At 59.1% G+C, this 23,068-nt stretch carries 18 protein-coding genes, 1 tRNA gene and 2 pseudogenes; 8 read left to right on the top strand and 13 right to left on the bottom strand.

All coding sequences use genetic code 11. The features are described 5' to 3' along the window. Positions 1-71: 71 nt before the first annotated feature. From queE to nadA, 4 genes are all read left to right on the top strand, one after another. Complete coding sequence (gene queE, locus MEB48_RS14390; protein ID WP_237884841.1) at positions 72-719, top strand: 7-carboxy-7-deazaguanine synthase QueE; 648 nt, start codon at positions 72-74, stop codon at positions 717-719. Between the two features lie 19 nt (positions 720-738). Next, the gene (gene queC / locus MEB48_RS14385; RefSeq protein WP_237884927.1) at positions 739-1,413 is read left to right on the top strand and encodes a 7-cyano-7-deazaguanine synthase QueC; all 675 of its coding nucleotides are present in this window, start codon (positions 739-741) and stop codon (positions 1,411-1,413) included. A 63-nt stretch (positions 1,414-1,476) separates the two neighbouring features. Then, a tRNA-Lys gene (locus MEB48_RS14380) sits at positions 1,477-1,552 on the top strand. A 251-nt stretch (positions 1,553-1,803) separates the two neighbouring features. Next, positions 1,804-2,862 carry a quinolinate synthase NadA gene (gene nadA / locus MEB48_RS14375; RefSeq protein ID WP_095054350.1) on the top strand — a complete coding sequence of 353 codons (1,059 nt, stop codon included), beginning with the start codon at positions 1,804-1,806 and terminating at the stop codon, positions 2,860-2,862. A gap of 150 nt (positions 2,863-3,012) precedes the next feature. Here the strand turns inward: nadA and MEB48_RS14370 are convergent, their stop codons facing one another. The 12 genes from MEB48_RS14370 to arcD (MEB48_RS14315) form a co-directional block, all read right to left on the bottom strand. After that, on the bottom strand, positions 3,013-3,501 hold the full coding sequence (locus MEB48_RS14370) for an RDD family protein (RefSeq protein WP_237884840.1): 489 nt from the start codon (positions 3,499-3,501) through the stop codon (positions 3,013-3,015). Positions 3,502-3,596: 95 nt separating this feature from the next. After that, entirely contained in the window at positions 3,597-3,809 is a 213-nt protein-coding gene (locus tag MEB48_RS14365; protein WP_003175786.1) for a cold-shock protein, read from the bottom strand. Positions 3,810-4,200: 391 nt separating this feature from the next. Beyond that, a complete protein-coding gene (gene gcvT / locus MEB48_RS14360; RefSeq protein ID WP_237884839.1) occupies positions 4,201-5,325 on the bottom strand; it encodes a glycine cleavage system aminomethyltransferase GcvT in 1,125 nt (374 codons plus the stop codon). Between the two features lie 33 nt (positions 5,326-5,358). Next, positions 5,359-6,735 (bottom strand): L-serine ammonia-lyase, encoded by a 1,377-nt coding sequence (locus MEB48_RS14355; protein WP_237884838.1) that lies wholly within the window; start codon positions 6,733-6,735, stop codon positions 5,359-5,361. Positions 6,736-6,936: 201 nt separating this feature from the next. Beyond that, a complete protein-coding gene (gcvP, locus tag MEB48_RS14350) occupies positions 6,937-9,804 on the bottom strand; it encodes an aminomethyl-transferring glycine dehydrogenase (protein WP_237884837.1) in 2,868 nt (955 codons plus the stop codon). 11 nt (positions 9,805-9,815) lie between these two features. Beyond that, a complete protein-coding gene (gene gcvH, locus MEB48_RS14345; protein ID WP_123495486.1) occupies positions 9,816-10,190 on the bottom strand; it encodes a glycine cleavage system protein GcvH in 375 nt (124 codons plus the stop codon). Between the two features lie 437 nt (positions 10,191-10,627). After that, positions 10,628-12,136, bottom strand: a complete 1,509-nt coding sequence (locus tag MEB48_RS14340) for a sigma-54-dependent transcriptional regulator (protein ID WP_237884836.1) — start codon at positions 12,134-12,136, stop codon at positions 10,628-10,630. 168 nt (positions 12,137-12,304) lie between these two features. Further along, positions 12,305-12,667 carry a DUF5064 family protein gene (locus MEB48_RS14335; protein ID WP_237884835.1) on the bottom strand — a complete coding sequence of 121 codons (363 nt, stop codon included), beginning with the start codon at positions 12,665-12,667 and terminating at the stop codon, positions 12,305-12,307. A gap of 12 nt (positions 12,668-12,679) precedes the next feature. Continuing rightward, on the bottom strand, positions 12,680-13,609 hold the full coding sequence (gene arcC / locus MEB48_RS14330) for a carbamate kinase (RefSeq protein WP_237884834.1): 930 nt from the start codon (positions 13,607-13,609) through the stop codon (positions 12,680-12,682). A 191-nt stretch (positions 13,610-13,800) separates the two neighbouring features. Further along, complete coding sequence (locus tag MEB48_RS14325) at positions 13,801-14,811, bottom strand: ornithine carbamoyltransferase (RefSeq protein ID WP_237884833.1); 1,011 nt, start codon at positions 14,809-14,811, stop codon at positions 13,801-13,803. A gap of 69 nt (positions 14,812-14,880) precedes the next feature. Next, complete coding sequence (arcA, locus tag MEB48_RS14320) at positions 14,881-16,137, bottom strand: arginine deiminase (protein WP_095054342.1); 1,257 nt, start codon at positions 16,135-16,137, stop codon at positions 14,881-14,883. A 35-nt stretch (positions 16,138-16,172) separates the two neighbouring features. Then, entirely contained in the window at positions 16,173-17,600 is a 1,428-nt protein-coding gene (gene arcD / locus MEB48_RS14315) for an arginine-ornithine antiporter (RefSeq protein WP_237884832.1), read from the bottom strand. 448 nt (positions 17,601-18,048) lie between these two features. Between arcD (MEB48_RS14315) and arcD (MEB48_RS14310) the strand changes: the two genes are divergently transcribed. Beyond that, a complete protein-coding gene (gene arcD / locus MEB48_RS14310; protein ID WP_237884831.1) occupies positions 18,049-19,476 on the top strand; it encodes an arginine-ornithine antiporter in 1,428 nt (475 codons plus the stop codon). After that, positions 19,473-19,631 (top strand): annotated as a pseudogene (locus MEB48_RS14305) (AlkA N-terminal domain-containing protein); the annotation flags it as partial. The gene arcD (MEB48_RS14310) and the pseudogene MEB48_RS14305, both read left to right, overlap by 4 nt. A 168-nt stretch (positions 19,632-19,799) precedes the next feature. On the opposite strand, the gene MEB48_RS14300 reads toward MEB48_RS14305, so the two are convergent. After that, the gene (locus MEB48_RS14300) at positions 19,800-21,149 is read right to left on the bottom strand and encodes a CoA transferase (RefSeq protein WP_237884830.1); all 1,350 of its coding nucleotides are present in this window, start codon (positions 21,147-21,149) and stop codon (positions 19,800-19,802) included. A 380-nt stretch (positions 21,150-21,529) separates the two neighbouring features. Between MEB48_RS14300 and MEB48_RS14295 the strand changes: the two genes are divergently transcribed. Beyond that, a complete protein-coding gene (locus MEB48_RS14295; RefSeq protein ID WP_237884829.1) occupies positions 21,530-22,381 on the top strand; it encodes a hypothetical protein in 852 nt (283 codons plus the stop codon). A gap of 11 nt (positions 22,382-22,392) precedes the next feature. Continuing rightward, positions 22,393-23,068 (top strand): annotated as a pseudogene (locus MEB48_RS14290) (lipase family protein); the annotation flags it as partial.

Raw genomic sequence — 23,068 nt, 5'->3', positions numbered from 1 at the left:
GCGTTGGCGGGGTTCCTTGAAGTGCCTGACGGAGGCGGACAGCCTGTTTAGCTGTTACGCCCGTGGCGACTATGCAAGACACATTGAGAATCACCGAAGTTTTCTACTCGTTGCAGGGTGAAACGCGGACTGCCGGGCTGCCCACTGTTTTTGTGCGCCTGACCGGTTGCCCACTGCGTTGCCAATACTGCGACAGCGCCTACGCCTTCACTGGCGGCACCCTTCGCACGCTCGACGACATCCTTGAGCAAGTGGCCGGTTTCCGCCCGCGTTATGTCTGTGTCACGGGTGGCGAGCCCCTGGCGCAACCGAATGCCATTCCCTTGCTCAAGCAGTTGTGCGACGCCGGTTATGAAGTGTCGCTGGAAACCAGTGGCGCGCTGGACATCTCGGCGGTCGATCCGCGGGTCAGTCGCGTCGTCGACCTGAAAACCCCGGGTTCGAAAGAAGCGCACCGCAACCGCTACGAGAACATCGAACTGCTCACGCCTAACGATCAGGTGAAGTTTGTCATCTGCTCGCGGGAAGATTACGACTGGGCCGTGTCCAAGCTGATTCAGTACGGTCTTGACCTGCGTGCCGGCGAAGTCCTGTTCTCGCCGAGCCACCATGACCTGAATGCGCGTGATCTGGCGGACTGGGTGGTGGCGGACAATCTGCCTGTACGTCTGCAATTGCAGCTGCATAAATATCTTTGGAATGACGAGCCGGGGCGCTGAGATGACTGAACAAACGAACATAGTTGAAAAACGTGCGGTTATCTTGCTGTCCGGTGGCCTCGACTCGGCGACGGTCGTGGCCATGGCCCGTGCCGAAGGCTATAGCTGCTACACCATGAGCTTCGATTACGGTCAGCGGTCCCACGCCGAATTGCACGCCGCCGCACGCGTCGCCCAAGACTTGGGTGTGGTCGAGCACAAGGTGATCGGCCTGAACCTGAACGGTATCGGCGGCTCGGCGTTGACCGACACCAGTATCGATGTGCCGGAAACACCGGGTGAAGGTATCCCGGTGACTTATGTGCCGGCGCGCAACACCGTGTTTCTGTCCCTGGCGCTGGGCTGGGCCGAAGTGCTGGGCGCGCGTGACATCTTTATCGGTGTCAATGCGGTGGATTACTCCGGTTACCCGGATTGCCGTCCCGAGTTCATCGAAGCCTTCGAGCGCATGGCCAATCTGGCGACCAAGGCCGGGGTAGAAGGGCAGGGCTTCCGTATCCAGGCGCCATTGCAGAACCTGAGCAAGGCGCAGATCGTACAGGCCGGCGTGAAGCTTGGCGTCGATTACGGGCTGACCGTTTCCTGCTATCAGGCAGACGAAAATGGCCGTGCCTGCGGTAAATGCGACAGCTGCCGCCTGCGTGCAGAAGGCTTCGCAGCGGCCGGTGTGACTGATCCAACACCTTATTTTTGATTTATTTCAAATTAGGTGTTGAATAGTCCTTAAAAATCAGTATTATACGCGCCACCACACAGCGGGTCGTTAGCTCAGTTGGTAGAGCAGTTGGCTTTTAACCAATTGGTCGTAGGTTCGAATCCCACACGACCCACCATTTTAAAAAATCTGGAAGGCCCACGTAAGTGAGGATTTCCGGGTTTTTTTTTGCCCGCGATTTGAGGTCGGCTCAGTCCGGGTGACGCAGGTCAGAATCATCTTTTGCATCCACCCGATATTCTGTAGCCTTGCGCAGCTTCAACGCTGTCCACGCCTGATGGATACTCACTCTCCCGGCGGTACCCTGAAGGGTCCGGAGCCGGGTGTATACTCGACTTTCGCGCGAAAGCGCCTGCAGGTCTTGCGAACATGACGCAGATTTCCGAACGCCTTCTGGTTCAAGCTCACCTCGACGCCAAGCAGCCCAAGCCGCTGACCGCCGATGAAGAGGCTTATTACCGCACTGCCATCGCTGCCGAGCTCAAGGCTCAGGACGCGGTGCTGGTTGCCCACTTCTATTGCGATCCGGTCATTCAGGCCCTGGCCGAAGAAACCGGTGGCTGCGTCTCCGATTCTCTGGAGATGGCCCGCTTCGGCAATGCCCATCCGGCCAAGACCGTGGTGGTCGCCGGCGTGAAGTTCATGGGCGAGACCGCCAAAATCCTCAATCCTGAAAAACGCGTGCTGATGCCGACCCTGGAAGCGACCTGCTCGCTGGACCTGGGTTGCCCGGTGGACGAGTTCTCGGCGTTCTGCGATCAGCATCCGGAACGTACGGTGGTGGTGTATGCCAACACTTCGGCGGCGGTCAAGGCGCGTGCGGACTGGGTAGTGACTTCCAGCTGTGCGCTGGAAATCGTCGAAAGCCTGATGGATAACGGCGAAACCATTATCTGGGCTCCGGACAAGCACCTGGGCACTTACATCCAGCGCAAGACCGGTGCCGACATGCTGCTGTGGGACGGTGCCTGCATCGTTCACGAAGAGTTCAAGGCCAAGCAGCTCGAAGACATGAAAGCGCTGTACCCGGAGGCGGCCATTCTGGTGCATCCGGAGTCGCCGACCGCAGTGATCGAGTTGGCCGACGCGGTAGGTTCCACCAGTCAGCTGATCGCTGCTGCGCAGAGCCTGCCAAACAAGACTCTGATCGTCGCCACCGACCGCGGCATTTTCTACAAGATGCAGCAGCTGTGCCCGGACAAGGTCTTCATCGAAGCGCCAACGGCCGGTAACGGCGCAGCGTGCCGCAGTTGCGCGCATTGCCCGTGGATGGCGATGAATACGCTTGAGCGCACGCTGAAGAGCTTGCGCGAGGGCACCAACGAGATCTTCGTTGATCCGGCGTTGATTCCGCAGGCGGTGCGGCCGTTGAAGCGGATGCTTGATTTCACTCAGGCGGCGCGGATGAAGTTGGCTGGCAACGCTTAAGGTCTGTCAGGCAAGTTGCAAAAACTGTGGGAGCGGGCTTGCTCGCGAAGAGGGCGTATCAGTCAACATTGATGTTGTCTGACACACCGATTTCGCGAGCAAGTCGAATCGTCGCACCGCCGCTCCCACAGTGATTTTCATTTGGCGAAATTACTTGGTTTTCTTTGGAATGCGCACAAGTTGGGTATTGGAATAGATGTCATGCCAGCTGCGTTTCTGCTTGTCGAACAGCGACCAGAGGAACCCAAGTCCAAGGCATAGCCAGGACGCGATCGACACCACAAAGCGCAGTAGCGCCTGCCACAGGCTGATGGATGAGCCATCGGCGTTTTGCACGCGGATGCCCCAGACCTGCATGCCCAGTGTCTGCCCCGACCACGTCCAGAACTTCGCGAAGAAGCCAAATAGCACAAACAGCAGCAGCGTCGACAGCAGAGGATCGCCGTCGAGCGCGCCGGCTTCGGTGAGGGCGCGCATTTTTTCTTCGCCGATGATCGCCATCTGGATCATTTTGTAAATGCCGCTGGTGACGATTAGCAGGGCGGTGCACAACAGGAAGTCGTAGAACATCGCTGCCAGGCGACGACCCAGGCCGACGGCGGGAAAGTCGCCCTGTGGGTTGAGCAGGTGTTTCGACATGGCAGCCTCTGAGCGGAAAAAAAAGCCATTTTACGGATTTGCGCGCACAAAAAAGCCCCTGATATCAGTATCAGGGGCTTTTTCGTTACAGAAGATCAGGCTTCTGCTTGTACTTCGTCAGCCTGCATGCCTTTCTGGCCTTGCACAGCAACGAACGTCACTTTCTGGCCTTCTTTCAGGCTCTTGAAGCCGTTGCCCTGAATAGCGCGGAAATGTACGAACAGATCCGGACCGCTTTCTGGAGTGATAAAACCAAACCCTTTCTCGTCGTTAAACCACTTGACGGTACCGCTCTGACGTTGGGACATTTCTTATTTCCTTTGACGCAAAAATGAATGACAGTCTCCTTCTCGTGAAAGAGTACTGGGGCTGGTTGCAGGAGAGTAAGAAGACGTCGAACGGGATGTAGCTAACTTGTAGGCTACTGCCCAGGTCACGATTCCAAGCGACCCATGCAAACACAGTGAACAAACTCTACGCCAACTACGGGAGAAAAAACAAGCCCTGCGAAGGCCCTGATTTCCTTGGCTTGATGGCCGTTGAGAGGCCACTAGTGGAGGCTTATTCGATAATAAGGTTCAGTTGTTTTCGATCGTTATAAGTAACGTTCATAAACGAAACGGGCGCACTGTTTTATGGCGACTGCGTTACAGATTAGTGCACTGTTAACGCAGTCGCGTTACTTATAGAAACAGTCAATCAACCGCGATAGTAGCGTTGTGGAACAAATGGCATTTTGCTTACAAGCAAAGGCACCTTTTTCCCACGCACGATTGCCCAAACCGGCGTCTCCAGAGCGATATAAGCGCTGTCGAGGTAACCCATGGCCAAAGGACCGCCGAGGGTCGGACCGAAGCCACCGCTGCACACGCTGCCGATGATGTCGCCGGCTTCGTTGACGATTTCCGCGCCTTCACGCACTGGCGTACGTTCCTGCGGCAGCAGGCCAACGCGTTTGCGGCTGACATCCGCTTGCTGCTGGGCGAACACGGTTTCAGCGCCAGGGAAACCGCCAGCCCGCGCGCCATCGGCACGACGAGGCCTGGAGATGGCCCACAGCAGACTCGCTTCGATCGGGGTGGTTTCGGTGTTCATGTCGTGGCCGTAGAGGCACAGGCCGGCTTCCAGACGCAGGGAGTCGCGAGCGCCGAGGCCGATGGCCGCCACTTCCGGTTCGGCCAGCAGGGCACGCGCCAGGGCTTCGGCATTGGCGGCCGGTACGGAGATTTCGAAACCGTCTTCACCGGTGTAGCCCGAACGGCTGACAAAGCAGTCCACGCCCAACAGCTTCACGCGGGCGAACTGCATGAAGGTCATCTTCGCCACTTCCGGCGCCAGGCGTGCGAGCACGGTGACGGCGGCCGGACCTTGCAACGCCAGCAACGCGCGTTCTTCGAACAGTGGCTCGATCGTGCACTGGTCGCCGATGTGCTTGCGCAGGTGCGCCAGGTCCTGATCCTTGCAGGCCGCGTTGACCACCAGGAACAGTTCGTCGTTACCGAGATTGGCGACCATCAGGTCGTCGAGGATGCCACCGGTGTCGTTGGTGAACATCGCATAGCGCTGCATACCCACCGGCAGGTCGATGATGTCCACCGGCACCAGGGTTTCCAGGGCTTTGGCCGCGTTGGCGCCGGTCAGGCGGATCTGGCCCATGTGCGAGACATCGAACAGCCCGGCCTGATCACGGGTGTGCTGGTGTTCTTTCATCACGCCCAACGGGTATTGCACCGGCATGTCGTAGCCGGCAAATGGCACCATGCGGGCGCCGAGTTCGAGGTGCAATGCATGCAACGGGGTTTTCAACAATTGTTCGGTGGACATATCCAGCTCCTGAAAATAGTGCAGATGCGCGCATCAGCACTCGATAATGTTGACCGCCAAACCGCCACGGGCGGTTTCCTTGTATTTGCTTTTCATGTCGGCGCCGGTCTGGCGCATGGTGCGGATGACTTTGTCGAGGGAGACGAAGTGCTGACCGTCGCCGCGCAGGGCCATGCGCACCGCATTGATGGCCTTGACCGAACCCATGGCGTTGCGCTCGATGCAAGGCACTTGCACCAGCCCGCCAATCGGATCGCAGGTCAGGCCGAGGTTGTGTTCCATGCCGATTTCGGCGGCGTTTTCCACCTGCTGCACCGTGCCGCCCAGCACTTCACACAAGGCGCCCGCGGCCATTGAGCAGGCGACGCCAACCTCGCCCTGACAGCCGACTTCGGCGCCGGAGATCGAGGCGTTTTCCTTGTACAGAATGCCGATCGCGGCGGCCGTCAGTAGAAAGCGCACGACGCCGTCTTCGTTCGCGCCAGGGATGAAGCGCATGTAGTAATGCAGCACCGCCGGGATGATGCCGGCTGCACCATTGGTGGGCGCCGTAACCACGCGTCCGCCGTTGGCGTTTTCTTCGTTGACCGCCAGAGCGTACAGGTTGACCCAGTCCAGCACTGACAGCGGATCGCGCAGCGATGATTCCGGGTTGTTGCACAATTGCCGATGCAGCGCTGCGGCCCGACGTTTGACCTTCAATCCACCGGGCAGAATGCCTTCGTTGCGGCAACCGGCGGCGACGCAGTCTTGCATCACTTGCCAGATCTTCAGCAAACCGGCACGGGTTTCCGCTTCGGGGCGCCAGGCACTTTCGTTGGTCAGCATCACTTGGCTGATGGATAAACCGTAGGTGGTGCAATGACCGAGCAGGTCCTTGGCGCTTTTGAACGGGAAGGTCAGCGGCGTGGCGTCTTCGACGATGCGGTCGGCACCGGCGGCGTCTTCATCGACGACAAAACCACCACCGACCGAGTAGTACTCGCGGCTGCGGATTTGCAGGCCAGCGGCGTCGAATGCGCGAAAAATCATGCCATTGGGGTGATAGGCCAACGGTTTGCGAATCATCGCCAGGTGTTCTTTCTCGTTGAACGCAATGCTGTGTTCGCCGAGCAGGTTCAAGCGACCGCTGCCGCGAATCTCTTGCAAACGGGTGGCGATGGTTTCGGTATCCACGGTGTCCGGGTGTTCGCCTTCCAGGCCCAGCAACACAGCCTTGTCGCTGCCGTGGCCTTTGCCGGTGGCGCCGAGCGAGCCATAGAGCTCGACTTTGACGCAGGTGGTTGCGGTCAGCAGCCCTTCACGGCGCAGACCTTCGGCAAAACGCGCAGCTGCGCGCATCGGGCCGACAGTGTGGGAACTGGAGGGACCGATGCCAATCTTGAACAGGTCGAACACGCTTAACGACATGGTTGTTCTCCGGTTTCTTGTTATAGGAATTGGCGGAAGTTGAGGCTTGGCACAAATCCTTGTGGGAGCGGGCTTGCTCGCGAAAGAGGTGGATCAGTCACTATCAATGTTGTCTGACCCACCGCTTTCGCGAGCAAGCCCGCTCCCACAAGGGGATATGCGGTGTTCTTGAGTGGGGCGGATTAACCGCCCCACACAGATTTAAGCGTAGCTTTCGATCGACGGGCAGGCGCAGACCAGGTTGCGATCGCCAAACACGTTGTCGACCCGACCGACCGGTGGCCAGTACTTGCCTTCGATCAGCGACGCTACCGGGTAAACCGCTTGCTCACGGCTGTACGGATGCGTCCACTCGCCGACGATTTCCGCGGCGGTGTGCGGTGCGTTTTTCAGCGGGTTGTCGTCCTTGTCCAGCGTGCCGTTTTCCACCGCGCGGATTTCTTCGCGGATGCGGATCATGGCGTCGCAGAAGCGGTCCAGTTCTTCCTTGGATTCGCTTTCGGTCGGTTCGATCATCAACGTGCCGGCCACCGGGAACGACATGGTCGGGGCGTGGAAGCCGAAGTCGATCAGGCGCTTGGCGACGTCATCGACGCTGATGCCGCTGCTGTCTTTCAACGGACGCAGGTCGAGAATGCATTCGTGCGCCACCAGACCGTTGCTGCCGGTGTACAGCACTGGGTAATGCTCTTCGAGGCGACGGGAAATGTAGTTGGCATTCAGGATCGCCAGTTGCGAAGCCCGCTTGAGACCCGCGCCACCCATCATTCGAATGTACATCCAAGTGATCGGCAGAATGCTCGCGCTGCCGAACGGTGCCGCGCAGACCGCGCCTTCCTTGCGCTCCATCTGGGCGTGGCCCGGCAGGAATGGGGTCAGGTGCGACTTGACGCCAATCGGGCCGACGCCCGGGCCGCCACCGCCGTGTGGAATGCAGAAGGTTTTATGCAGGTTCAGGTGCGACACGTCGCCGCCGAACTTGCCCGGTGCACAGAGGCCGACCATGGCGTTCATGTTGGCGCCATCGATGTACACCTGGCCGCCGTTGTCGTGAATGATGCCGCAGATTTCGCGGATACCTTCTTCGAAGACGCCGTGGGTCGACGGATAAGTGATCATCAATGCCGCGAGATGCTCGCGGTGCTCGATGGCCTTGGCGCGCAGGTCTTCGATGTCGACGTTGCCGCGGGCATCGCACGCGGTCACGACTACACGCATGCCGGCCATGTTGGCGGTGGCCGGGTTGGTGCCGTGGGCGGACGACGGGATCAGGCAGATGTCGCGACGGTCTTCGCCACGGCTCTGGTGATAGGCGCGGATCGCCAGCAGGCCGGCGTATTCACCTTGCGAACCGGCGTTTGGTTGCAGGGAGATCGAGTCGTAACCGGTGGCGGCGCAGAGCATCGCTTCCAGTTCATCGGTCAGCTGCTGATAACCGGCGCTTTGTTCAGCCGGGGCGAACGGGTGCAGGGCACCGAATTCAGCCCAGGTCACCGGGATCATTTCGCTGGCGGCGTTGAGTTTCATGGTGCAGGAACCCAGCGGGATCATGGTGCGATCCAGGGCCAGGTCCTTGTCGGCGAGCTTGCGCAGGTAGCGCATCAGCTCGGTTTCCGAGTGATAACGGTTGAACACCGGGTGGCTGAGGATCGGCGATTGACGAACCAGCGCGACCGGGATCGTGCTTGCAACATTTGCGGCCAGTGCGGCGAAGTCTGGCAGGGTTTTACCGTCGGCCAGCAGGGCCCACAGGGTTTCCACATCCGCTTGCGAAGTGGTTTCGTCCAGGGACAGGCCCAGGCGTTCGGCATCGACCACGCGCAGGTTGATCTGCTGAGCACGTGCCTGGTCGTGCAGCTTGGCGGTATTAACGCCGGTTTTAATTGTCAGCGTGTCGAAGAAGCTGGCTTGCTCGACATTCAGGCCCAATGCGCTCAAGCCTTGGGCGAGGATCGCGGTCAGGTGATGAATGCGCTGGGCGATCTGCGTCAGGCCTTTCGGGCCGTGGTACACGGCGTACATGCTGGCGATGTTGGCCAGCAGCACTTGGGCGGTGCAAATGTTGCTGGTGGCTTTCTCGCGACGGATATGTTGCTCGCGGGTCTGCATGGCCAGGCGCAGGGCCGGCTTGCCGAAACGGTCCACCGAAACGCCGACCAGACGGCCCGGCATGTCACGCTTGAACGCGTCCTTGGTGGAGAAGTAGGCCGCGTGCGGACCACCGAAACCCAGCGGCACGCCGAAACGCTGCGCGCTGCCGATGGCCACGTCGGCGCCGAACTCGCCCGGCGGGGTCAGTACGGTTAAGGCCAGCAGGTCAGCGGCGACGGCGACCAGCGCATTGGCGGCGTGGAAACGTTCGGTCAGTTCGCGATAGTCGAACACGTCACCGTTGCTGGCCGGGTATTGCAGCAGGGCGCCGAAGAACGGCGTCACGTCGCTCAGTTCGCGCTCGTCGCCGACCACCACGTCGATGCCCAACGGCTCGGCACGGGTGCGCAGCACGTCGAGGGTTTGCGGGTGGCAATGCACCGAGGCGAAGAACGCGTGGCTGCCTTTGTTCTTGCTCAGGCGTTTGCAGAAGGTCATGGCTTCAGCAGCGGCGGTGGCTTCATCCAGCAGGGAAGCGTTGGCGATCGGCAGGCCGGTGAGGTCGCTGATCAGGGTCTGGAAGTTCAGCAGCGCTTCGAGACGGCCCTGGGAAATTTCTGGCTGGTACGGGGTGTAGGCGGTGTACCAGGCCGGGTTTTCCAGCAGGTTGCGCAGGATCGGCGATGGTGTATGGCAGTTGTAGTAGCCCTGGCCGATGTAGGTCTTGAACAGCAGGTTTTTGCCGGCGATGGATTTGATCAGCGCCAGGGCATCAGCTTCACTCAAGCCGTCTTCCAGGCCGAGGACGCTGGTGCCCTTGATGCTATCGGGGATGACGCTGGCGCTCAGGGCTTCCAGAGAGTCAAAGCCGAGGCTGTTGAGCATGGCTTGCTCGTCGCCGGCACGCGGGCCGATGTGGCGCGCGATGAATTCATTGGCGGTGGTGACATTTACAGAAACAGGAAGTATTTGAGTCATGTCGGCGCTCCTCAGGCTTGGGCGATCAGACGGTCGTAAGCATCTTGATCCAGCAGTTGGCCGACAGCCGAGGCGTCGGTTGGCTTGAAGCGGAAGAACCAGCCTTCGCCCAGTGGATCTTCGTTGACCAGTTCCGGGCTGCTGTCCAGCGCCGGGTTCACTTCCAGCACTTCGCCGTCGAGTGGCATGTACACGCCGCTGGCGGCTTTTACCGATTCCACGGTGGCGGCTTCTGCGCCTTTGTCGTAGGACTGCAGCTCAGGCAGTTGTACGAAAACCACGTCGCCCAGGGCGTTCTGTGCGAAAGCGGTGATGCCGACTGTGACGGTGCCGTCAGCTTCGGTGCGCAGCCATTCGTGATCTTCAGTAAAACGCAACTCGCTCATGGAAACTCCTAAGGGGCCAGACTCGTCTGGTGGACGCGATTGAATGCTTGGGCAAAAAGCCCTGCTTTATGGGTGGTTACTAAGCAAAAACGCGGCCAATGTTGTTTAATCGTTATAAATCAATAACTTATAGGTTTGTCCAACGTGTGAGAATTTGCTGGCTGTAGCGAAATCGCTACAGCACAAGGTGGGGGAAAAAGCCTAAGGGGATCAAAACCTTGCACAGCGGTGATCAGGAGAGGGTGTAGCGATATCGTTCCGCTGTAGCGCTTTCAGTACAGATAGGGGTCGCTTTTGAGTTGAGCAAATGATCGTTCCCACGCTCCGCGTGGGAATGCCTCTAGGGACGCTCCGCGTCCAGTGACGCGGAGCGTCACGGGCTGCATTCCCACGCAGAGCGTGGGAACGATCAATACAGCTAGTCCGGTACCGAAGCCTTACGGCTTATTGGGAATCCCGTACTTACGCAACCGATGGGCGATCGCGGTGTGGGAGGTTTGCAGGCGGCTGGCCAGTTGGCGGGTCGAGGGGTAGCTGACGTAGAGCTTTTCCAGCAAGGTTTTCTCGAACTCTTCCATGGCCTGTTCGAGGCTGTCGACCTCGGTATCGCTCTGGCGCGCCACGGCGGTGCCGGCGATGTCGAGGTCGCCGATGTCCACCAGGCTGCTTTCGCAAATCGCCGCGGCACGGAAGATCACGTTCTGCAATTGCCGCACATTGCCCGGCCAGCGATTACCGAGCAGCGCCGGATAAGTACCCGGCGCCAGGCGACAGACAGGGCGCTGGATCTGTGCGCAGGCTTGCTGCATGAAGTAGCGCGCCAGCAGCAGAATGTCCTGGCCGCGGTCGCGCAGGGGCGGGACTTCGACATTCAGGACGTTGAGGCGATAGAACAGATCTTCGCGAAAAGCGCCTTCGCTGACCATTTTTTCCAGATCGCGGTGGGTGGCGCTGAGGATCCGCACATTGACCTTCACTTCGCGATCGCCACCGACCCGACGGAAGCTGCCGTCATTGAGAAAACGCAGCAATTTCGCCTGCAAGTACGGCGACATTTCACCGATCTCGTCGAGAAATACCGTGCCCTGGTTGGCCAGTTCCATCAGCCCCGGTTTACCGCCCCGTTGTGCGCCGGTGAAGGCACCGGGGGCGTAGCCGAACAGTTCGCTTTCGGCGAGATTTTCCGGCAATGCCGCGCAGTTCAACGCCAGGAACGGCGAACTATGGCGAGCGCTGATGGCGTGGCAGGCGCGGGCCACCAGTTCTTTGCCGGTGCCGGTTTCGCCCTGAATCAGCAATGGGGCATCGAGGGCGGCGACTCGCTGGGCGCGAGCCTTGAGCGTACGAATCGCCGGGGATTCACCGAGCAGCGCATCGAAGCCTTCGGCGTGGTCGTGGTGCAGCGCCGAGAGACGTTCGCCGATGCGGTTCGGTTGATACAGGGTCAGCAGGGCGCCGGCGTCGGTGATCGGCGTGGCGTCCAGCAATAGGGTCTGGCCGTTGACGGTGATCTCGCGCAGCGGCAGGCGGAAGCCGTTTTCCAGCAACGCGTCGAGCAGCGCCGGGTCGGCAAACAGCTCGCTGATGCTTTCACCCGCCGGTTCGCGGCCGTACAGGGCAATCAGCGCCGGGTTGGCCAGCAGCACCTTGCCAGCGCTGTCGAGGGCCAATACCGGGTCGGTCATCGCGGCGAGCAGCGCATCGAGCTGCAAGTGACGGCGCTGGCCGGGAAGGATGTCGACCACCGTCACCGCTTGCACACCGCGCACGCTGAACAGGGCGTCGCGCAGCTCTTCGAGCACTGCCGGACTCAAGGTCGGGGCGTCGATGTAAACGTTGGGCGGCACCATTTCCACCGCATCCAGGTTGAGATTACGCCCACCGAGCAGGGCCAGGACTTCCTGGGTAATACCGACGCGGTCGATGAAACTGACGTGGATGCGCATGGGGCGGTTGGGTTCTGGAGTGCGAAGGGTGGCAAGTATGCCTTGGGGCGGGTCTTAGGTGAAATGCGCGTGCTAATTCTAATTGTAGGAGCGAGGCTTGCCCGCGAAGAGGCCATCAAGACCGCTAAAAGCTTCGCGGGCAAGCCTCGCTCCTACAGGTTGTATGGGTTATTCGAAGTTCTCGAGGTGTACCGGGTCGCCGGATTTCATATCCAACTGCTTCCGGATGTCTTCAAACATCAAATCGTAATGCTTGTGAACCGAGCCGATCTGGCTATGTGTCTTCGGGATTCCGTACTTCTCGGCGATTTTCGTCACGTTGTTGGCGAAGTTGTAAGCCTCCTCCTTGGGCAGAAAGAAGGTCTCCGTCATGTCCTTTCCCTGCATGCTGCCGTGCATGGTGAACAGTATCCCTTTGCCTTTCTTGGGATCCTGTGTGACTTCATAGTCGAGATGCACGTTGTAGTTGACATCATCCGGGGTCAGCGCGTGGCGCTCGATATGCAGATGACCGGGCTGAAACGTTGCCATTGACGTCTCTCCTTATAAGTAAGTAATGCCAGGTGTCGCCGTACTGATACGCGTGCCGGCCTTGCCCTGGACGATCGCTTCGATGTCCGAGAGTGAGCCGATCACCGCAGTTTTTCCAGTATGGCGCGCGAACTCGCAGGCCGCCTGGACCTTTGGTCCCATGGAGCCGGCCGCGAAGCCGAGTTTTTCCATTTCATCCGGGTGGGCCTGGGCGATGGCTTTCTGGGTGGGTTTGCCGAAATCGATGAACGCCGCGCTGACGTCGGTGGCGATCACCAACAGATCGCTTTCAAGCTGTTCGGCCAGCAGCGCCGAGCATAGGTCCTTGTCGATCACCGCTTCCACGCCCTGCAGTTTGCCGCTGGCGCCGTACATCGTCGGGATGCCGCCACCGCCAGCGCAGATCACGATGCTGCCTTTTTCCAGCAACCACTTGATCGGGCGGATTTCGAAGATGCGTTTTGGTCTCGGGCTGGCCACCACACGGCGGAATTTGTCGCCGTCCGGAGCAATCGCCCAGCCTTTCTCGGCAGCGAGTTTTTCCGCTTCGGCCTTGGTATAGACCGGGCCGATGGGTTTGCTGGGGGCCTGGAACGCCGGGTCGTTGGCATCGACTTCGACCTGGGTCAGCAGGGTGGCGAACGGAACTTCGAAGTCCAGCAGGTTGCCCAGTTCCTGTTCGATGATGTAGCCGATCATGCCTTCGGTTTCGGCACCGAGCACGTCCAGCGGGTAAGCGGAAACCTGGGTGTAGGCCGCCGCTTGCAGCGACAGCAGCCCGACTTGCGGACCATTACCGTGGGCGATCACCAGTTGGTTGCCGGGATGGACCTTGGCGATCTGTTCGGTGGCGACGCGGATGTTGGCGCGTTGATTGTCCGCGGTCATGGGTTCACCCCGGCGGAGCAGGGCGTTACCGCCCAGAGCGACGACGATACGCATAATGCAGTCCTTTCAGAGAGGGAGCGAACAACACAATGATCGTTCCCTTGCTGATCGTTCCCACGGTCCCCGTGGGAATGCCGCCCGGGACGCTCTGCGTCCCATGTGACGCGGAGCGTCACTGGATGCATTACCACGCAGAGCGTGGGAACGATCAGCGGTGAGCGTGGGAACGATCACCGCATCAGTCTTTAGATATCCGCCAACGCCGACACCAGAATCGCCTTGATGGTGTGCATGCGGTTTTCCGCTTGCTCGAAGGCGATGTTGGCGGGCGATTCGAAGACTTCTTCCGTCACTTCGACGCCGTTGGCCAGGTGCGGATAACGCGCGGCGATGTCCTTGCCGACCTTGGTTTCGCTGTTGTGGAACGCCGGCAGGCAGTGCATGAATTTCACGCGCGGGTTGCCCGAGGCCTTCATCATGTCGGCGTTGACCTGATATGGCAGCAGTTGCTCGATGCGCTCGTCCCACGCTTCCACCGGCTCGCCCATCGAGACCCAGATGTCGGTGTGGATGAAGTCCACGCCCTTGACCGCTTCTTTCGGGTCTTCGGTGATGGTGATGCGCGCGCCGCTTTCGGCGGCGAAGGCCTGGCACTCGTCGATGAAGTCCTGATGCGGCCACAGCGCTTTCGGTGCGGCAATGCGCACGTCCATGCCGAGTTTGGCGCCGATCATCAACAGCGAATTGCCCATGTTGTAGCGGGCATCGCCGAGATAAGCGTAGCTGATGTCATGCAGCGGCTTGTCGCTGTGTTCACGCATGGTCAGGGTGTCGGCAATCATTTGCGTCGGGTGGAATTCAGCGGTCAGGCCATTGAATACCGGCACGCCAGCGAATTTGGCCAGCTCTTCGACGATTTCCTGTTCGAAACCACGGTACTCGATGGCGTCGAACATCCGCCCGAGCACGCGGGCGGTGTCTTTCATGCTTTCCTTGTGGCCGATCTGCGACGACACCGGGTCGATGTAGGTGACGTGAGCGCCCTGGTCATGGGCCGCGACTTCGAAGGCGCAACGGGTGCGGGTCGAGGTTTTTTCGAAGATCAGCGCGATGTTCTTGCCTTGCAGGTGTGGACGCTCGGTGCCGGTGTACTTGGCGCGTTTGAGGTCACGGGACAGGTCCAGCAGGTAGTTCAGCTCGCGAGTGGTGTGGTGCATCAAACTCAGCAGGCTGCGATTGCGCATGTTAAAAGCCATGATTGGATCTCCTTTGGTATCGGTTATCCCCCGGGCCGCGCTGGATAAGCGGCGGCCAGGGTTTGAAAGTTAATAGTCGATAGGGTCACGAATAATCGGGCAGGTCATGCAGTGGCCGCCGCCACGCCCACGCCCCAATTCACCGGCGCTGATGGTGATGACCTCGATGCCGGCCTTGCGCAGCAGGGTGTTGGTGTAGGTGTTGCGGTCGTAACCGATGACCACGCCGGGCTCCACGGCCACCACATTGTTGCCGTCGTCCCATTGCTCGCGTTCGGCGGCGAAGCTGTTGCCGCCGGTTTCCACCACGCGCAGCGCTTTGAGGTTGAGGGCCTTGGCCACGGTATCAAGGAAGCTGGTTTCTTCGCGGCGAACGTCAACGCCGCCCGGTTTGCTTTCATCAGGGCGCACGCTGAAGGCGACGATCTGGTTCACCACTTCCGGGAAAATGGTCACAAGATCCCGGTCGCAGAAGCTGAACACGGTATCCAGGTGCATTGCCGCGCGGGACTTCGGCAGGCCGGCGACAATCACACGCTCGACCGCTTTGTTCTTGAACAGGTTGACCGCCAATTGGCCGATGGCCTGGCGGGACGAACGCTCGCCCATGCCGATCAACACCACACCGTTGCCGATCGGCATCACGTCGCCGCCCTCCAGGGTGGCGCTGCCATGGTCCTGATCCGGGTCGCCGTACCAGATCTGAAAGTCGGCGTTGGTGAATTGCGGATGGAACTTGTAGATGGCGGTGGCCAGCAGGGTTTCCTGACGACGCGCCGGCCAGTACATCGGGTTGAGCGTCACGCCGCCATAGATCCAGCAGGTGGTGTCGCGGGTGAACTGGGTGTTGGGCAGCGGCGGCAGAATGAAGCTGGAGTGACCGAGAAATTCGCGGAACATCTGAATGGTCTTGCCGCCGAAGCTGTCCGGCAGATCATCGGCGGAGACGCCGCCAATCAGGAATTCGGCAATCTTTCTCGGCTCCAGGCTACGCAGCCAGGAAGCGGTTTCGTTGACCAGCCCAAGACCGACCGAGTTGGCGGTGATCTTGCGTTGCAGAATCCAGTCCAGCGCTTCTGGAATGGCGACAATATCGGTCAGCAAGTTGTGCATTTCCAGCACGTCGATGTTGCGTTCGCGCATTTTGGTGACGAAGTCGAAATGGTCACGCTTGGCTTGGGCAACCCACAGCACATCATCGAAAAGCAGTTCATCGCAGTTGTTCGGGGTCAGCCGCTGGTGGGCCAGGCCGGGGGAGCAAACCATGACTTTACGCAGTTTGCCGGCTTCGGAATGGACGCCGTACTTAACTTTTTCGGTGGTCATTACAGTGATCCTCCAGATGACATAGGGTTCAGGTGTTACAGAGTCAGGAAGCCGTCATACAGCCCATAAGCTGCCACCAGGGCGCCCACGACTACGGCGGCGAAAATCAGCTTCTCGACGTTGGTGAAAACCGGTTTGTTGACTTCAAGCTTGGCCTTGGCGAACAGGATCACGCCGGGCGCATAGAGCAGGGCGGAGAGCAGCAGGTATTTGACGCCACCGGCATAGATCAGCCAGACCGCGTAGATCAATGCGACGGCGCCGATGAACAGGTCTTTCCTGCGCTCGGCTATAGCGTTTTCATAACTTTCGCCGCGTACCGCCAACAGCAGCGCGTAAGCCGCCGACCACAGGTACGGCACCAGAATCATTGAGGTGGCGAGGTAGATCAGCGACAAGTAAGTGCTGGCCGAGAACAGCGTGATGATCAGGAACAACTGGACCATGGCGTTAGTCAGCCACAGCGCGTTGACCGGCACATGGTTGGCGTTTTCGCGGCGCAAAAAGGCCGGCATGGTGTGGTCCTTGGCGGCAGCGAACATGATCTCTGCACACAGCAACACCCACGACAGCAGCGCACCCAGCAACGAGATGATCAAGCCGACGCTGATCAGCACCGCGCCCCAATGACCGACTACATGTTCCAGCACCGCGGCCATGGACGGGTTCTGCAGTTTGGCCAATTCCGGTTGGGTCATGATCCCCAGCGACAGCACGTTCACCAGCACCAGGAACAGCAGCACGGTGATGAAACCGATCACTGTGGCTTTACCCACATCGCTACGTTTTTCCGCACGGGCCGAGAAGATGCTCGCGCCTTCGATGCCGATGAACACCCAGACAGTGACCAGCATCATCTTGCGCACCTGGTTCATCACGCTGCCCAGGTCAGGGTTTTTCACGCCCCAGATATCGGCAGTGAAGATGTCCAGTTTGAACGCGAAAATCGCAATCAGGACAAACAGCAGCAGCGGTACGATTTTGGCGACGGTGGTCACCAGGTTGATGAATGCTGCTTCCTTGATACCGCGCAATACCAGGAAATGCACACCCCAGAGCAGCACGGAGGCACCAATCACCGCGGCAACGGTATTGCCTTCGCCGAAGATCGGGAAGAAATAGCCGAGAGTGCTGAACAGCAGGACAAAGTAACCGACGTTGCCCAGCCAGGCGCTGATCCAGTAACCCCAGGCGGACGAGAAACCCATGTAGTCGCCGAAACCGGCTTTGGCGTAGGCGTAAACACCGCCGTCCAGATCAGGTTTGCGATTAGCGAGGGTCTGGAAGACGAAGGCGAGGGTCAACATGCCCACCGCGGTAATTGCCCAACCGATAAGAACGGCACCGACGTCTGCACTGGCGGCCATGTTCTGGGGCAAAGAGAAGATCCCCCCACCAATCATTGAGCCGACAACCAATGCAACCAGAGCGCCGAGTTTCAGTTTTCCGGGGGATTCAGACATTGCATGACTCCAGTGCAGGAGAAGAAAGAAACAGATTAATTTCGTTCACTGTTCAAACATCTGACTTAGATCAATGCATGATCACATTCCATTGTTAATAAAAGACTTATGGGTCTTTTACAGGCATAAGGTTAATGCCCAAAAAAGCCCTCTCCAGAGACCTCGGATAAAAGTGAAAGAAATAAATCGTGTCAGTTGAAAGTTTAGACGCTAGTTTGTTTTTTTGTTTTGGCAAGTATTGGTCATTTGATTTTGCAGTGATATTGATTTATTAGGATCTCCCGACAAAACCGCTATTTACGGACGGCTGCGCTAGCGTGATTAGTTATAAATAAAGACAAATATTGGCGTTAATTGATAAGCGTTATTACGCTTTATCTATTTAGTTAAAAACCGACTATGTGACGGTCTGGCGGCCATAGCGCGGTAGGGAAATGGAGATGCACGAATGTCGCAACCGACGCAAAAGCTTCGCCTGAGTGCGCTGATCGCTTTGGTGGTGGGATCGATGGTTGGCGGCGGGATTTTCTCCTTACCGCAAAACATGGCGGCGCGTGCCGATGCCGGGGCGATATTGATCGGTTGGGCGATCACTGCCGTTGGCATGCTGACCTTGGCCTTCGTCTTTCAGACTTTGGCCAATCGCAAACCTGAACTGGACTCTGGTGTGTACGCTTACGCCAAGGCAGGTTTCGGCGATTACATGGGTTTCTCATCTGCCTGGGGATACTGGATCAGCGCCTGGCTGGGCAACGTCGGTTATTTCGTGCTGCTGTTCAGCACCCTTGGTTATTTCTTTCCGGTGTTTGGCCAGGGCAACACACCGATTGCCATCGGCTGCGCCTCGGTGCTGTTGTGGGCGGTGCATTTTCTGGTGCTGCGCGGGATCAGAGAGGCGGCGTTCATCAATCAATTGACCACCGTGGCCAAGATCGTGCCGCTGATCATGTTCATCATCATCGCCGCCGTGGCCTTCAAGGCGGACATCTTCACTCGGGACATCTGGGGCCGCAGCAACCCCAATTTCGGCGGCGTGATGGACCAGGTGCGCAACATGATGCTGGTCACGGTGTTCGTGTTCATTGGTATTGAAGGCGCCAGTGTGTATTCGGCGAGGGCGGAGAAACGTTCGGACGTGGGCCGGGCGACGGTTATCGGTTTTATCGGAGTGTTGGCGCTGCTGGTGCTGGTGAACGTGTTATCTCTCGGGATCATGAGCCAACCGGAATTGGCCACGTTGCAGAACCCGTCCCTGGCCGCGGTGCTGGAACACGTGGTCGGTCATTGGGGCGCGGTGCTGATCAGCGTCGGCTTGGCGGTTTCGCTGCTGGGGGCGTTGTTGTCGTGGGCGCTGCTGTGCGCCGAAATTCTCTTCGCCACTGCGAAAGACAAGACCATGCCAGCCTTCCTGAAAAAGGAAAACGCCAACCATGTACCGGTCAATGCTTTGTGGCTGACCAACGTGATGATCCAGATTTTTCTGCTGATCACCCTGTTTTCCGCCGGTACTTACACCAGCCTGATTTACCTCGCCTCATCGATGATTCTGGTGCCGTATCTGTGGTCGGCGGCGTATGCGGTGTTGTTGAGCGGGCGAGGGGAAACCTATGAGCATGCCTCGGCCGAGCGCACGAAAGACTTGCTGATCGGCGGCATCGCCCTGAGTTACGCGGTGTGGTTGTTATATGCCGGCGGGGTGAAATATCTGCTGCTCTCGGCGTTGTTGTATGCACCGGGTGTGATTCTGTTTGCCCAGGCCAAGCGGGAACAGGGTGAGCCGTTGTTCACGTTGATGGAGAAGGGGATTTTCAGCTGTGTGGTTGCCGGTGCGGGGCTGGCGGCGTATGGGTTGTATAGCGGGTTGTTGTCGTTGTGAGGTTGCTGCTGGCGTATCAACCGCCTTATGACTGGTCGGCGATGCTGGGATTCTTGTCGGCGCGGGCCGTGGTCGGGATGGAAACCGTGGTCGATGGGGTGTACTCGCGCAGCATCGGGTTGAACGGTGTTCACGGTGTGATTTCGGTCAGGCCAGGGCGGCGCAGGTGCTTTGGACATCGCTGAGTCGACCGGATTGAGCTGAGATGTGTAGTGACTTTCCGGGCCTCTTCGCGGGCAAGCCCGCTCCTACGATGACCGAGTTTCCATGGAGGAATGCGATCACATGTGGGAGCGGGCTTGCTCGCGAAGAGGCCCGAACAGTCACCACCACTGCGCACGATGAGAACCCAATTCCCCGGCCGGCAGTGCCCACTGTAGTGGTGTCCCGGTGATTTTCAGCGGCACATGAAGTCGATGGGCCGGACCCCAAGGCGTCTGTTCAACCAACATTCCTTGATCGCTTTGATCCTCCGCCCGCAATGCCTCATCGGTCCCCGCGCCATGTTCAATCAGCAGCTTGGCGGTCCGCGCCAACGACAATCTGGCTGACCCGCCGCGCCCGCTACTCAATCGTTCAGCCAATAACGTGATCGCCGCAGCTGCCATCAAATACCCGGTGGCGTGATCAAGCGCCTGTACCGGCAGCGGCGTCGGTTTATTCGCTTTCTTCCACTGCCTCCCCGCTTCGGCAATCCCGCTGCTCATCTGTACCAAACTGTCGAACCCTCGACGGTTCTGCCAGGGGCCGCTCCAACCGTAGGCGTTGAGGCACACATCAATCAGGCCCGGCGCCAGTTTTTGACGCACGACGACGCCGTACCCCAATCTTTCCAATGCATCGGCGCGGTAGCCGTGGAGCAGAATGTCGGTGTCTTTGAGCAAGCTTTCGAACACTGCGCGATCAGTTTTATCGTGCAGATCCAGGCGCGCGCAGCGTTTGCCCAGGGTCACTTCCGGCACCACGCCCGGTTCGTTCCAGGTCGGCGGGTCGATGCGCAGCACGTCGGCGCCCAGCCCTGCGAGGAAGCGGCTGGCGATCGGGCCGGCGAGTACCCGCGTCAGGTCCAGCACTTTGATCCCGGCCAGCGGTTGGGCCACCGAACCCTGCCACGGTTTGGCGTTTTGGCTGTCGTCGACGCTGAAGTGAATCAGCGGTTCGGCGTTCACGGCTCGACCCTGGGGGTGAAACTGCCATTGCGTCCAGGTTCGCATCTCGGCGGCGCAACCACCGGCTTCGACCACGGCCTGTTCCAGATCGCTTTTGGCCCATTGAGCTACTTTGCCCGCCGCTGCGGCGTGGTCGGCACAGGCGCCGAGCACCGATTCGGCAGCGGTGCGGTGATGAGGCGCGTTGGTGTGCAGGCGGATCCAGCCGTCCTTGGTCGCATAGTCGCCGGCAACCGGATCCCACAACGGCGGGACGCTCCAGCCCACAGGGCGGATCGAGGTGGCGAACCAGAACGACGCAAGGCGGCGATCGACTTCAAGGGCAGGCAAGCGGCCGGTGTGTTGTTGCAGCAATTCACTGACAGCCTGACCAGCGGCGGAAATGCTGGCGCAGGCCAGGTCAGTCACGGCAAACGCCGAGGGCAGGGCGCCACTCGAGGTGAACGGGATTGGCGTGTGGGGCAAGCCGAGTGCGGCTTGAATGGACGTGAGTAAATCAGTCATCGAAGGCCCTCCGGAGCGAGAGGCCGAGCATAGATCAAAATGTATTGGTTCAAAACGCCGAGCGGCTGGAAACCGTGCGAGAGCCAATGGGGACGAGATATAGAAGAACTCCGTCTGGAACCGCCTCAATTCAAGGATTTCAGAATGCCTGACGGTAGGACCTGCACCGTCTACCCCAACTGCACTGAATAAGGAAATCAGACATGGCTTCATGAGCGGGACAACCCTTCCCGTCATTGCATGGCTGAATATGTCAGATATTTCAGAGACTGACGTAGGCGCGGTCCCAAACGCTTCCTGGCCCCTCAAACCGTTCTGGATGACGGCTATACCTCTGTTGATACTTCGTTTTCTACGGAGTCAGTTGGCAGGAGCATCAAGTGACGGCACTCCAGGAATGGGATAAGCCAGTTCTCAATAACGGTCCATCGTCGTGTTTCGCGAGCGGGCCATTTGCTCGCGCCCTGGCAATCATTGCGCTGGCGCTTGCCGCGGGTGGTTGTGTCTTTGCACCGGCAGAGCGCTTTACCTTGCAGGCCGAAGTCCCGGCCGATTTCAGGGTCAAGGTTGATGCCTATTACGAGCCGGCCAGCGGCGAAACCTGTGAGGCGCCGCCGCGCCAGCGAGGAAAAGTGGCGCCGAACCGCAAGTTTTTCACCAGCGAATTCCAAAGTATTGCGCGCACGGCAGAGTTTCAGATCCCGCTGACGACGCGCGCAGGCGGCTGTCCGTTGGTGTTGAGTAGCTTGAAACTGAATCTCGACGCGAAGTGGGGAACGCGCTGGTCTGACATCGGCGGTGACTTTGCCAGCCTGTCCTTTTACGACGAACTTGCAGATGACCGTCCAGGTTTTCCAGCCTCCGGTATTCAGACGTTTCAAGGGCAATGCCAGTGGCTGTTTCGCACTGTAGGACCCAAACGCAATATTCGGAAAATCCTGCACTGCCGGGCCGTCGATGCGAGTGGACAGATGGTGAAACGCATGGCGGGCGGGGTATTGCAGCGCGATCAGTTGCCGGGCAGGACGGTGAGGATGGTGTTCGGGATGGCGGCCGAGGAGCGGCCCTTTGGGCAGGACACCTGGATTCGCTTTCCGCAAGGTTGGAAACGTTGCCTGGGAGAAAGCCTTGAGGATCAAGACGCTTTTTGCCGTGGCAACACCACAGATTTCAAATCTTTCAAAATGCCCGGCGGCAGAACTTGCACCGTCTACCCCAACTGCACTGAATAAGGAAATCAGGTATGGCACATCAGGAGCGAGATCACTCTTGTTTCAGCAGCAAAATGCTGGTTTGCCCGCTACGGGGGCACTGGACGAGTTTTCGATTGGTTGACGAACACGGCGATGGGAAACCCTACGGTGGCTTGCATTACACCGTTGTGGACAGTGTCGGCCAGGAATATACCGGACGATTGGATGGTGAGGGATTTGCCAAGGTGGAGAACCATTACCGAGGAAGTGTCGTACTCAGCTTGGACAAGCGGTACAGCGGACTCGATAAACCCTATGAACGGTTGATAAAGCGAGACTACTACCCCCTCCCCATCACCGAACTCCAGTTCCGCGCCGAACAAACCCGATTCTTCCACGAAGACGGATTTCGTCGTGAACACAACCCGGCCATCAAAGACGCCGATGTCTTCGTCCAGGTCGAGGTGCGGGACCTGGTCCGTGATGGCACGCATTTGCCACCGGTGGTCAAGCGTTTCTACCAACCCCAAAGCGCCCTGCTTCGGGCCATGAGCGAACTGGGGTTCGGCCCCGAGCATTCGTTCGGCATTGCGCTGAGTCCCAACCAACACAATGTGCTGGAAGTGCGGCCGATGCGCGCCTTGCGGCCCCTGCTGTCCACCGATGACAAATTCTGTGCGCTGAATCTCTATCAACTGGCCCTGATGGCGACCTTGAGTTACACCG

Origin of the sequence: Pseudomonas sp. PGPR40 (assembly GCF_022014505.1) — a bacterium.
Lineage (GTDB): Bacteria > Pseudomonadota > Gammaproteobacteria > Pseudomonadales > Pseudomonadaceae > Aquipseudomonas.
This window is presented reverse-complemented; position numbering and strand designations above follow the sequence as displayed.